Source organism: Microcoleus sp. K5-D4 (genome assembly GCF_036704575.1).
Taxonomy (GTDB): domain Bacteria; phylum Cyanobacteriota; class Cyanobacteriia; order Cyanobacteriales; family Microcoleaceae; genus Microcoleus.
This window is the reverse complement of record NZ_JAUBSD010000030.1, coordinates 56,595-68,260: the sequence shown is the minus strand read 5'-3', so window position 1 is coordinate 68,260 and position 11,666 is coordinate 56,595. Positions and strand designations below refer to the sequence as shown.

The window sequence follows — 11,666 nt, the reverse complement described above, 5'->3', positions numbered from 1 at the left end:
CAATTATGAGTTAGCTTTCAGATCTAAAATTCAAAACCTTTAATTATAACATAGATTTTTTTTGCAAGAGGTCTAATATACAGCCGGGTAACTACTAGCTATTCCTTTAATCAACCAGAGCCAGAGATGAACTTCTTGGTAACTCCGAAATCCTTCGGGGTCTCTCAACTCTTGTTGCAATGAAGCTGCTATTTCAACTGAAAACTTTTTTGGGCGGTCAAAAACCTGCCGATTTTTTAACAAATTTTCCAGACCGCCCTCTTTATATTGAGAGAGCCAGCGATGAATTGTTGCCTCACTTTTACCTAAAACTGCCGATACTTCCCGCACAGTTTCTACTTGTTTTGACTGAAATAAATAAAGCATTTGAACTTTGTTATAAGCTAGGATTCTTTTTTGGTGTTTGAGGATTTTTCGTAGATTTTCTACAGATTCGGTAATCTTTATATGAGGACGACCAGACATTGTAATTGTCTCCTTTACTTTGAACACAAGTCTATCACATCTTTAAAAAAATGGTATTAGTGCTCAAAAAAATCACCCAGCAGCACAATGGCAGGTGTGTGAGTGCCCATCAACTGCGGGATTGTCAATATGCCATGGATGCAGGAGAAAAGATATTTGCCAAGGGCGATGAAGAGGTTATTATTAAGAGCTTTTGTCATCCATCGACGACGCGACAGGATGGACGAGGCAAGACTGGAGCGATATCGCAGTAATTTACGAGAAAGATTAATCACAATTTTGAGTTTAATGCCATATCAACTGGATGGTGTTCGGTTGCGAAAACGCTATGGCGAGCTGATGGATAATTTGTTTTTATTTCTGGAAGATGCTGCAATTCCACCGACAAATAATTCTAGCGAACAAGCGATTCGGATGAGCGTGATATTTCCTCGCGTGACTAATTGCTTTCGTTCCGAATGGGGACGAGATTTATTTGCGGCGGTTCGTTCAGTTGTCAATACTGGTAAAAGGCAGGGCTTAACTGCTTATCAAGCTATTCAACAAGCCCTCTCTATTCATGGCTCGCTTTTTTCCCCTACTTGAGCAATTACCAAGATATTAATGTCTTTCGGGTGAAAGCACTCTGACCGATTCTCATGGAACTCTCGAAAAAAACGCAGAAGGGGAACTTGGAGGCGATCGCACCGTAGCCAACAACTCCGGCTCTCAACTACCTCAACTGTTAAGCTAAACAGACTCGAACACTCAACAGTTGACAAAAACTGCCACCACCTAAAAACGGCTATCTAACTATCTCGCTAAACCGCAGCCGCTACGTTGCACGGTTAACTCTTCTGGCTGCTTTTGCTGTCAGTTGCAGCGAACTGTTATTTAGCGACGATGTGTAATTGTAGGATATCATGTCAATTACCGATTTATTCATCGTAGGGTGCGTCAGAAACGAGATTTTTGAGTTTGATCGAGAATCTGGCTGGCGCACCCTACCGAATACTAAACATCGCGTTCTGTTCGTACCCATTTGGTTTGCCGCTTCAGGAGAAAACCCAGATATAAAGGTATTTTCCAAAGAATGTAAAAAGGTACAGATAACAGAGTTGAGCCAGAAATATCGGCACGCCCGAATTTGGCCCAAGCGCTGACAATGGAAACTAAAATCAGCAATCCTTGTACTGCTAACAAGACGGCGGGAATTGGGGATGTTCCCAAAATTGCTGCTAGTAAAGAGGTGGCAAAAGCAGCTAGCCAGATAGCGACTAAAAGCGATAGGGGAGGGACGGATAAGTCGAGGGCGATCGCCAATAAGTCAAAACGTTTTTGCTCGACTGAAGCTGCTGTCAGCCGGGGAGTTTGAGTTAACAATGTCTGTATGTGACCGTGTTCCCATCTCGTTCTTTGACTTTTAGCTGCTTGCTGCTGCTTTGGCAAACACCCGGTGACGTTTGCTTCGGGGCAGAATACTGTTGGATGTCCGGCGATCGCCAAATCCAAACTCATCTGCATATCTTCAACAATATTGCTGCTTGCTAGGGAAACCGAGCGAATTATCGACCAAGGAAAAGCCATGCCAGTACCTGTTAGTAATGATGGGAATCCTAAATTTTTTAAGCCGCTGGGACGGACTAAGTTTTTCACAAGAAATGCTAAAGCAGAAATGGAATCTTTAGGAGTAGGATTTTGTGGCTGTTCCATGAGATAAGTTGCTTGCACTGGTCTTTGTTCGGCAACTGCAACCCGGGCTAATTTTTCTATAGAGTCGGGCTGACAGATGCAGTCAGCGTCAACCATGATGACTACTTCGGGGGGGTCGGATTCGATCGACTGCAAGCCGAAATCCAGTGCATATCCTTTGCCCTTGCGTTCTGTGTCTTGTCGCTCGATCGCACTTGCACCGCAGTTACGGGCGATTTCTGCCGTGGCGTCCGTGCAGTTGTCAGCAATCACTAACAGGCGGTCTTGAGGTGTTAGCTGTGGCAAGATGGTGGAGATTGTCGCGGCAATTCCTGCTGCTTCGTTGTAAGCGGGAATTAAAACTGCTACTTTGGGGCGGGGCGCTTTAGTTTCCGCTGTCTCGCCCTGGCCGGACAAGAAAGCTGCACTGCATTCTAGAAATAGAACTGCTACGGGAATTAGAAGGATCAGGGCGATCGCCAATAGCACAACATCAATCAATAGGAACAGTAGCTGATTAATTTCCACAATTCTAGTACCTTAATTTAATTTTATTTCTTGCGTTCATTGAGTTTATTTAATCTTATTGCACCTTTGTTAACTTACTGCGCCACGCTATCTAAAGTATCATTATATCATGCGCGCAAAAAATCACCATTCTTACATTTGTTGTGATGACTTCAGTCCTCCTCAAACTACTACGACTAGCGTCAAATTACTAGGACTAGCGTCTTCACTACAAATTAATTGGATGGCGGTTGTGCAGTCGCAAATATTATCATATCATGTCAATTCTGACAAGGTTAAGTCACTCAATTTAATTAAATCTCAAACAAGCCCAGACTTGATAAACCCGGTTTCTAAAAGAAACCAGGTTTCTGGCTATTCTATTTTTTATCCACTAAACACTTAATCGATGTTTAACATCAAATCCGGTTGCATCGGAATAATAAAATCGAGTCAACAGTTAACAGTCAATCATTCAGTTTTTCGACCCGCCCGTCAACAGTCAACAGTCAAGAATCATTTCGCTCGTGCAACCGGAATTGATATAACTCATTCATCTCCTGTGCCTGGGCACTCAGGAAGCCATCTCCCAACCCAAAACTATGTTCAAGCTACGCTGCATCGGGGATAGCAACAGGTTCAGATTTTTTGGTGGTGAACTGTGCGGGGGGTGCAAATTCTCTGATATATCTCGACACCGATCGCAAATATCCCACTTCTGCTTGAATCAAATCCAGCGTAGAAAGACTCTGAACTAAGTCATCAAACTCATCTGCTGTAACTCCAGCACTGTGCAAGACTTCTTGGTTAAGTCGCCCGCAGATTCCTTGCAGAAGGAGTTCGATAATCTCGCTATAGTCAGCGATTTGGGTTCCGTAACCTTGCAATTTCTTCCGATTGATTCCCCACTGCAAAATCTTCAACAAGTCTTCAGGGGCACTCCACGCAAAAGAGGAAGCAATAACTTCTTTTTCCGCTGCGACAAGAGCGTGCTTGATTTGCACTTCGGGGAAATCTGGATCGATGATTAGGCTTTCGAGCTTCCACACTTGTTTATCTAACACGCGCAAAGAAAAAGGAGCTAATTCTACAATCACCATGTCGCCAGCATCGTTAACACTTCTAAAAGGATCTTCCAAAACATTAATTAGGAGGTGAATGTCTGTAGGTTTTTTCCAGTCAAACTGTCCTAGGAAAAATGGTTCTTCGTATCCCGGCAAAAGTCCTTGAAAATAAATCGGCAGATTTTTGCCAGATTCAAGAATTTTATAAAGAGCTACTTCCAAGGTTTCTGTTGGCCACCCGAGATTACTCACGGCGACAAATTTCAGTTTTCCGGGAACGGACACAATCAGAGAATTCAGCAATAAATGTACGGCTTCAAAAAGATTTTGAGCAGTTACGTAGCGGTGGGGAGCGTGAACGTTGACAGTTTTACCTTGCTCTACTTTTTTGGACATTTGCTCGCAGAACAAGCTATTTTCCAACATATGAGTAAAGCGAACCATCCCGTAAGTGACATTTCCTTCTTGAGCTGCTTTGGCAAATTGCCATTCGGCAAACTTCTTCGAGGCGGCGTAAACTTCGGTGGTAAAATATCGAGATGTTTTGCCTGTAGAAGAGAATACGCAGTTTTCTACGCCGTATTCTTCGCAGAGTTGAATGACGTGTTTACATCCTAACAGGCTGGTTGTAACTGTTTCTCGGATTTTGATTTCAGCTAGTCCGGGTTGACGTTGGGCCGCTAGGTGAAAAACAATTGCTGGTTTTTCTACCTCAAATATGTGTTTGAGCGCGTCGAGGTTGCGAATGTCAACGGCATAGAAAGTTACAGCACCTTCTTGGGTAAAAAGCGGCAGATTTTCTTCGGGGTTTTGACATCGGGCGTTGTCTGCGGAAATGATGTTAGTTGCGCCTAGTTCGAGGAGTTTTTCAATTAAGAAACGACCGACACATCCTTCTCCGCCAGTGATGAGGATGGTTTTGCCTTTGATTTTGCGACTGACTGCGGATGCGTAGAGGTGAATAGTGCGATCGCGCACGTCGCTAAAAGGTTCGCTTTCTAATTGTCCGTCGGCTTGATAGGCTGCGATTAGCTGTGCGGTGAGAGTTTGTAAAGACGCGAGGATTTCAGGATCTTGGGGCTCCGGCGAACCGGGCGGAACTAGCTGCTGGATGCGCTCAATTATTTCCGCTTTGCTGGCACCTTCAAAAACTTCTCTTTGGTTAAATGCACTCTTCACTTTTTTTGCTCCTTTAAATTCTAGAAATACCGTTACTGATAAGCGACTTGTTAAACAAATTTTCGAGGGACAGAATCTTTAAAAGTCTGCTTGGTTTTAGGATTTTTTAGACTTAAAGCTACTTAATCGGAAAGACACGCGATCTGCTATGCTTGTAGTTTTATTAAGCGCTTTTTTAACCTGCTTACTTCTGCCATCGGCAAATATCGGCAAAGTCGGAATGTGCTCTCTCCAAAATTTGTCAATACCACTATATACTTAAATTGCTGAGTGTTGGCAATACTCCGAACATATCTTTACTGTTTCTTTGCAATAACCTACGAGTTTTCACGCAATTTTAAAGTTTATGTAAAGTAGGGTCTAGGTTTAAAAAACTTAACAATAGACTCGACCTTGATTATAGCATTTTACTTTTTAAGTAAAATGTATTTTTGGTTACTAAATATAGTTTAATTTTAAGTAAAAATACGCACAAAAGCCCACATCAAATATTTGCGTCTGCTGAAAAGATTGCTACTTGATGGGTGGGGTAGTGCTGTGGCTACCCCTGTATGTGTGTTGCTACTAGGCGCGAACGATGCGTTCTTTTTTGCTGCCTTCAAAGCCACGAGCATCCCCAACATCGTAGCCTCCTGTCCGCAAGCGACGGTCTAAATCGCTAGCTTCGGGAGAAGTTTTTGCTGCTTCTTCGATCGTCACTCTGCCTTCAAGCACCAGTTTGTAAAGACCCTGGTTGATAATCTGCATTCCTTCGTAAGTATCATGTTCCATTAATCGGAAAGCTTCATCATCAGCACCTTTCATCAAGTAATCGTGCATGGCAGGTGTATTCACCAAAATATCGTGAACTGCTACTCGACGGTTGTCAACAGTTGGCAGCAAAAGTTGGGCAATTACCGCTACTAAAGAATCGCAAATTTGAATCCGCATCGCCTGTTGTTCTTCTGGTGGGTAGAGGTTCAACAACCGATTAATAGCGTTAATGGCGCTGCGAGTGTGGAGAGTTCCCAATACTAAGTGACCAGTTTGAGCTGCTTGCAACGCTGTATTGATTGTAACGCGATCGCGCATTTCCCCGATCAGAATCACATCGGGGTCTTCCCGCAAAACAGCCCGCAAAGCCTGTTGAAACTCGTGGGTATGCAAGCCGACTTCCCGCTGGCTAACCAAGCATTTTTTAGAAGGGTGAATGAATTCGATCGGGTCTTCAATGGTAACTACGTGCTTTTGCTCCATCTGATTGAGATGGTCGATCATCGCAGCTACGGTTGTCGATTTCCCCGAACCTGTAGGCCCCGTAACTAATATTAATCCCTGCGATCGCAAAATGATACTTTTGAAAACTTCTGGCAACCTCAAGGAATCGATAGTAGGTATTTCCAAACTGATCAACCGCAATACTATGGCACCGCCGCTGAGGGACTCAAAACAGTTTAGCCGACACCGCACGAAGCCAGGGTAAAAAATTGCTGAATCTAATTCCTTGGTAGTTGCAAACTGTTTTCGCTGTTCGGGGGTGAGAATTTCGGCTAGGTACTGTTCAAAAATTTCTGGCGTTACTTTGGGGTGGGTGGTTGCTACTTGCATCACGCCACGAATCCGAAATCGAGGTACTTGGCCTACTCGAATGTGAATGTCAGAAGCCGAGGCACTATGGGCATCTCTGACCATTTGTTCGATCGTACTGACGGGTGTCTCAACAGAAGACCGCTGCTGGGCCGGAGGGGGCGCACTCGGCGCGGGTGCAGGAGGCGGCGCGGGAGTTGCAGCCAAAGGCGGGGGCGGGGGCGGTGTTCGGCGGGCTTGAGCCTCTGGTCGAAGGGGTGTAGGATTGTTTAATGGGTTCATTTTTTTGTCTCCAGTCAATGTAGATTTATTGCGAAAAAATGCCCGATTTCTAATCTTATCGCTCGCAGCTAATTCGGTGTTAAATGCTGAGAATATTTTACAATTAGGCTTGATGGGGCGATCGAGTAATTAACAATTTAAACTCCTATGAACATCGGTCACAAAATCGCCGACTGGCTCGAGAATCGCGCTGTTACCCCTGCCTACGCGGGTTGGCTGCTTTTGGGGATGACAGTTTTCTTTTTTGGGTCGGCGACTAATACAATGTCTGGGTGGCTGTACGTGCTCAGCGGTGGGGGTTTGGCGCTGTTGGGAGTAGCGGCGGTTTTGCCTGGAAAATCGCTCCGTTCCTTGGAAGTCCGTCGCCGCCCGATCGAACCGGTGAGTGCGGGCGAGCGAATCACCGTCGAACTAGAAATCGAAAATCGCGCCCGCCAACCTAAGACTTTGTTGCAAGTGATAGACATCTTGCCGTTTGTATTGGGAGAACCGGTTGTCCGCCCGATCGAAGTCATAGAGCCTAACAGTATATACAGGGATACATACTATCTGGAAGTCCGGCGGCGCGGGGTCTATCGGTGGCAAGAGGTAAACTTGAGGACGGCGGCGCCTTTAGGGTTGTTTTGGTGCCGGCGCAGCCGCCCAGTCAAAGCGGTGGCGGTTGTGTATCCACAAGTTTTGCCGTTGAGCACTTGTCCTTTGATCGATCGCATCGGTCAAGAAGACAGCCCGCAATTTTACAATCGCAGTCGATCGCAAACTGCCACCGAAGGCCTCACCCGCAACCTCAGACCTTACCGCCACGGAGACCCCACCCGCCTGATTCACTGGCGCACCAGCGCCCGCTACGGAGAACTACGGGTAAGAGAGTTAGAAGTTGCAGCAGGCGGTCAAGAAATTATTATTGCTCTCGACAGCGCTGCGGCGTGGCAGCCAGAAGAATTTGAACGAGCCGTGACAGTTGCAGCGTCTCTTTACTTCTATGCTAGCAAGCGTCTGTTAAACGTCAAACTTTGGACTGCCGGGACTGGACTCGTTTCGGGGAACCGGGTAGTTTTGGAAACTTTAGCGGCGGTTAATGCTGGAGAAGATGCGGTTGAGAATCGGCCGAAACTGCCGATAATTTGGCTGACTCAAAACTCTGCAACTTTAAGCACTCTTTCCCTAGGCAGCCGCTGGGTACTCTGGCCGTTGGCAACTGCTGAAACCGGCGAAAAAATGTTAGTCAAACATGAGTTACCCGGTTTAGAAATTCGCTCCGGCAGACCCTTAGAACTTCAGTTACAAGATCCTCTGGAAAGAGCGATTAGCTATTAAGTAAGATAGACCACGAAAAAAACCTGTGAAAGAGCGATTAGTTATGAAGATTGACTGGATTAATCTAAAACCTCAAGAACCATGATACACTACAATAGTTTAATTGATAAAGTTAAGGGTCTTACGGGGTCTGGCAATTGCTTGGCAAGTTAAGAGCAGCTTAGATTACTGTGACTCCGGTCATAAACATCATATCTCATTCACTAAACAGGAGAAAAAATGACTTTCTGGGATAAATTAAAGCAGAACGTATCACAAATCAATGATTCTCTGCAAACCAATATTTCCAAGTTTAAAAATAATGATTTTGCTGATGCCTCAATGGCAATATGTGCATTGATTGCTGCTGCTGATGGCACTATCAATACCGATGAAAGACAAAAAACGGCGGCTCTAATAATTTCCAATGAAACACTAAAAATTTTTTCGGCTTCGGAGTTGAAGCAAAAATTTGATTTTTATTGTGAGAAGCTATCACAAGACTTCGATTTTGGTAAAGTGGAGGCTATCCAAGCCATAGCCAAACTCAATAAAAAATTAGATCAAGGTCGTGCAGTCATCCAAATTGGCATTATTATCGGTGGTGCGGATGGTAATTTTGACCAAGATGAAAAGAAGGTTGTCAAAGAAGCTTGCCATGCTGTGGGAATTAATCCAGGGGAGTTCGACCTCTAAATTTAGCTATTTTATGGTTCATGCTACTCAATTCTTTAAGGCTTTATATCTGCGAATAGCATTGTTCATTGAGTTTATTTGCTCTGCATGAAATGAGGGAGGCATTAAGCTATGAACAGTATGAAGGAGTCCATTGTGCATGACATCGGTCGGAAGTGCAGAATGATCGAGTCCTAGTGTATGTCCTATTTCATGGGCAATGGTATTTGCAATTAAGTTAGATAGTTGATTGAGATTAAGGCTGGCATTGTAGGAAGCATAGAATACTTGGTCAATCCGAATAATCGCCCTATCTGTAACCATTCCCGACTTGAAGCTAGCCACGCCGAGATAGTCAACCGGCTGGCTGTCCACGAATATATAAACATGGGTAAAATCTTCCCCCCACTCTTTGGGATCGGGGGGATCAGATGTCAAAAATATTTTGATGCTTCTAAATGCGCCGTAGAGTTTGGAGAAAGCGTCCATCAGCAGGGAAAAGATCGCTTCTCTATTTTCGGGTGCGACATCCATTCCTGATACATCTACCCAAATGCAACGGCGAAAATCGCTATCATTATCAATTAGAACTCTTCCACAGGAAGGGCAAAACTCCCACTGAGGCTGGATACGGGAACGACAGCTCTGACAGCGGAGTTTGGGGGGTTTAGTCAGGTTTAGCCGTTGAGAAAGGGGGAGTTTTAGCTTGCGATTGTGTTTGGTTAGGTCTAGGCGATCGTACAGAGACATTGACTGATTGTAGGAATTTTTTCTCGTAATATTCTTGTTAATTTGAGCTAATTTCAGCTAGGGCTATGGGTTGAGTTGATAGTTGCCACAGTCTGCAACAAAATGCTCCGATTTCCCTATTTTAATATTCCTTTCAATCTGGCCTGCTTAATCCAAGCGGGAAATTCATTCAGCAGTCTTTCATACAATTGTTCATCAGTGATTTTTCCCAAATCGTCTAAATGAAAAAAGTTAGCGTTATCAACCAGCCGGCCACGCATACTGTCTAGTCTTTCCAGAATTCCATAGTTAAAACCAGCCAATCCCACAAATTGCCAAAAAATCGGATATTTTGCAGCTTCAACTATAGATTTTTTAATTTCTTGCTCATTAGTAACGCCTCCATCACTGAGGAAAACAATAAATGTAGGCAGTTTACTAGCCTTTTCCTGAGTATACTTCTTTATGACATCTTGTATTACCAAACTTTCATTGTTTCCCCCGCCTAATTCCAGCATCAGAGAAGGCATTTTAAAAACAAGTAAAGCTCTCTTCATTTCGCCGGCTTCTTTTGTGATATAGCCATCAACATTTGTCTCCGTCACCGATCTTGTTCTTTTGAATGTTGAGCCAAAAAACCAAACATCTAATGTAGCATCATCATCCAGTCTACTAGCTACTGGAACTATTCTTTCAAGGAACGCTTGCACTGCACCAGAACTATATTGATGGCTCATAGAGCCAGAAATATCCAAAACCAAAGAGACTCTTGCTAGGATACCCTCAATCCCTTTCTTTTTAAGACAAATATCTACTTTTGCTTTTAAAAGGATTATATCTGCTTTTTTTGTAATATCAATAGGTTGCTGTTTGGTCTCTTTTTCAGGTTCAGGAGTTAAGACAGGCTTGTCTACTTTCTTCTCTTGCTGTTTAGCATCAACAAAATACCGATCTACAAAACTTTGCAAGCCGGCATTATAGCCTTCTCCTACTGCTTGAAATCTCCATGTCAAATCTTTTCTATACAATCTGCCAAACTCCAAAGCTGTCTCTTGAGAAAAAGCTTCTTTTAAATCGTACCGAGCTAACTCGACTCCTGTTTCCTGGTTGTAAAGCCTGATAAACGCATTTTTAACTTGGCTGAAATTTTGATTTTTTTCCAGCCCTTCGTGAATAGTGACAACAAAAACTATTTGCTCAATAGCAATCTTGACTTTTGTCAAATCTACGTAGATCGTCTCATCATCATCTTCGCCTTGCCCAGTTCTGTTATCTCCTGAATGTCTTAAAGAACCATCCAGTGATTTCAGATTATTATAGAATACAAAGTATTTTTCATGAATTATTTTGCCGGCAGCGCCTAACATAAACACAGAAGCATCAATATCATAGCTCTGACCAACCTGGCTCACCTCCCAACCTAAGCCAATCGCCACCTGTTTTAAATCGGGAGCAGCTTTAGAAAGACTTAATCTTTCACCTTTGGTTAATTGGATTCCCATTCTATTGGTTTTCCTTCAATGTAAATTCGGCTGATTAGCTATTCTCAACAAAAAAAGGTTTCGATCGTTGTAGCCCACTTCGGATTCCAGGAAGTAAGGAGCATCTATGTACCGAAGGAGTTGTTAAGCATAGGTTTTCACAAGTTCCTGCAACCCATTAACCTTCACACCGTTACCGATCGCCGCCATTTTCCACTCATCATTATGCTTGTAGATTTCTGCCATGAGCATCCCCGTCATGCCTTTGTATTCAGAACCTGATAGGTTATATTTTGCGAGTTCTTGATTATTAGACGTATTAACCAAACGCACAAACGCATTTTGAACTTGTCCGAAGTCTTGCTTGCGTGCAATGCAATCGTAAATGTTAACTGTAAAAACCAGTTTGACAATTTGCGAGGGAATTCGAGATAAATCGACGAGAATTTGCTCGTCATCTCCCTCTCCCGCTCCAGTCAGATTATCACCTAGATGCGTAATAGCTCCTGAACGGTGGGAGAGATTGCCAAAATAAACGATATTGGTCATATCATTCACTTTGTCATTTCGATCTAAACAAATCACTGAGGCATCCAAGTCATAATCTGGAGCACTGCTAAAAGCCCCAAACAAACCTCCACCGGAGCGTTTCGCCACATCCCAGCCTAATCCGCAGATCAGTTTTGTTAGCCCTGGCGCTTCTTTGGAAAGCGAGATGCGCTGTCCTTTTTGTAGGTTAATTCCCATGCGT

General features: G+C 43.8%; 11 protein-coding genes. 4 read left to right on the top strand and 7 right to left on the bottom strand.

Going from position 1 to position 11,666, the window contains the following annotated elements; genetic code table 11:
• Positions 1 to 72: 72 nt before the first annotated feature.
• Positions 73 to 465, bottom strand: coding sequence for a helix-turn-helix domain-containing protein (locus tag QUA77_RS12245; RefSeq protein ID WP_333450294.1), 393 nt, complete (start codon positions 463 to 465; stop codon positions 73 to 75).
• A 50-nt stretch (positions 466 to 515) separates the two neighbouring features.
• Here QUA77_RS12245 and QUA77_RS12240 point away from each other — a divergent pair, with 50 nt between their 5' ends.
• Together QUA77_RS12240 and QUA77_RS12235 are read left to right on the top strand one after the other, a co-directional pair.
• Positions 516 to 719 carry a hypothetical protein gene (locus QUA77_RS12240; protein WP_333041614.1) on the top strand — a complete coding sequence of 68 codons (204 nt, stop codon included), beginning with the start codon at positions 516 to 518 and terminating at the stop codon, positions 717 to 719.
• Between the two features lie 34 nt (positions 720 to 753).
• A complete protein-coding gene (locus QUA77_RS12235; protein ID WP_445302074.1) occupies positions 754 to 1,050 on the top strand; it encodes an IS66 family transposase in 297 nt (98 codons plus the stop codon).
• A gap of 408 nt (positions 1,051 to 1,458) precedes the next feature.
• On the opposite strand, the gene QUA77_RS12230 is transcribed toward QUA77_RS12235, so the two are convergent.
• From QUA77_RS12230 to QUA77_RS12220, 3 genes are all read right to left on the bottom strand, one after another.
• Positions 1,459 to 2,664, bottom strand: coding sequence for a glycosyltransferase family 2 protein (locus tag QUA77_RS12230; protein WP_333450292.1), 1,206 nt, complete (start codon positions 2,662 to 2,664; stop codon positions 1,459 to 1,461).
• 590 nt (positions 2,665 to 3,254) lie between these two features.
• Positions 3,255 to 4,886, bottom strand: a complete 1,632-nt coding sequence (locus QUA77_RS12225; RefSeq protein WP_333450291.1) for a polysaccharide biosynthesis protein — start codon at positions 4,884 to 4,886, stop codon at positions 3,255 to 3,257.
• A 564-nt stretch (positions 4,887 to 5,450) separates the two neighbouring features.
• A complete protein-coding gene (locus tag QUA77_RS12220) occupies positions 5,451 to 6,734 on the bottom strand; it encodes a PilT/PilU family type 4a pilus ATPase (protein ID WP_333064505.1) in 1,284 nt (427 codons plus the stop codon).
• A 147-nt stretch (positions 6,735 to 6,881) separates the two neighbouring features.
• On the opposite strand from QUA77_RS12220, the gene QUA77_RS12215 reads away from it, so the two are divergent.
• A complete protein-coding gene (locus tag QUA77_RS12215) occupies positions 6,882 to 8,051 on the top strand; it encodes a DUF58 domain-containing protein (protein WP_333450290.1) in 1,170 nt (389 codons plus the stop codon).
• Positions 8,052 to 8,270: 219 nt separating this feature from the next.
• Positions 8,271 to 8,726, top strand: a complete 456-nt coding sequence (locus tag QUA77_RS12210) for a TerB family tellurite resistance protein (protein WP_333041580.1) — start codon at positions 8,271 to 8,273, stop codon at positions 8,724 to 8,726.
• 27 nt (positions 8,727 to 8,753) lie between these two features.
• On the opposite strand, the gene QUA77_RS12205 is transcribed toward QUA77_RS12210, so the two are convergent.
• The 3 genes from QUA77_RS12205 to QUA77_RS12195 all read right to left on the bottom strand — a co-directional run bounded on the left by QUA77_RS12205 (position 8,754) and on the right by QUA77_RS12195 (position 11,662).
• Positions 8,754 to 9,455, bottom strand: coding sequence for a zinc-dependent metalloprotease family protein (locus QUA77_RS12205; RefSeq protein ID WP_333041582.1), 702 nt, complete (start codon positions 9,453 to 9,455; stop codon positions 8,754 to 8,756).
• A 116-nt stretch (positions 9,456 to 9,571) separates the two neighbouring features.
• The gene (locus QUA77_RS12200) at positions 9,572 to 10,936 is read right to left on the bottom strand and encodes a VWA domain-containing protein (RefSeq protein ID WP_333041584.1); all 1,365 of its coding nucleotides are present in this window, start codon (positions 10,934 to 10,936) and stop codon (positions 9,572 to 9,574) included.
• Positions 10,937 to 11,059: 123 nt separating this feature from the next.
• Complete coding sequence (locus tag QUA77_RS12195; protein WP_333041586.1) at positions 11,060 to 11,662, bottom strand: TerD family protein; 603 nt, start codon at positions 11,660 to 11,662, stop codon at positions 11,060 to 11,062.
• Positions 11,663 to 11,666: the final 4 nt, after the last annotated feature.

Coding starts and splice junctions, on each gene's coding strand:
- QUA77_RS12245 (WP_333450294.1), bottom strand. CDS start 465: ATGTCTGGTCGTCCTCATATAAAGATTACCGAATCTGTAGAAAATCTA.
- QUA77_RS12240 (WP_333041614.1), top strand. CDS start 516: ATGGTATTAGTGCTCAAAAAAATCACCCAGCAGCACAATGGCAGGTGT.
- QUA77_RS12235 (WP_445302074.1), top strand. CDS start 754: ATGCCATATCAACTGGATGGTGTTCGGTTGCGAAAACGCTATGGCGAG.
- QUA77_RS12220 (WP_333064505.1), bottom strand. CDS start 6,734: ATGAACCCATTAAACAATCCTACACCCCTTCGACCAGAGGCTCAAGCC.
- QUA77_RS12215 (WP_333450290.1), top strand. CDS start 6,882: ATGAACATCGGTCACAAAATCGCCGACTGGCTCGAGAATCGCGCTGTT.
- QUA77_RS12210 (WP_333041580.1), top strand. CDS start 8,271: ATGACTTTCTGGGATAAATTAAAGCAGAACGTATCACAAATCAATGAT.
- QUA77_RS12205 (WP_333041582.1), bottom strand. CDS start 9,455: ATGTCTCTGTACGATCGCCTAGACCTAACCAAACACAATCGCAAGCTA.
- QUA77_RS12200 (WP_333041584.1), bottom strand. CDS start 10,936: ATGGGAATCCAATTAACCAAAGGTGAAAGATTAAGTCTTTCTAAAGCT.
- QUA77_RS12195 (WP_333041586.1), bottom strand. CDS start 11,662: ATGGGAATTAACCTACAAAAAGGACAGCGCATCTCGCTTTCCAAAGAA.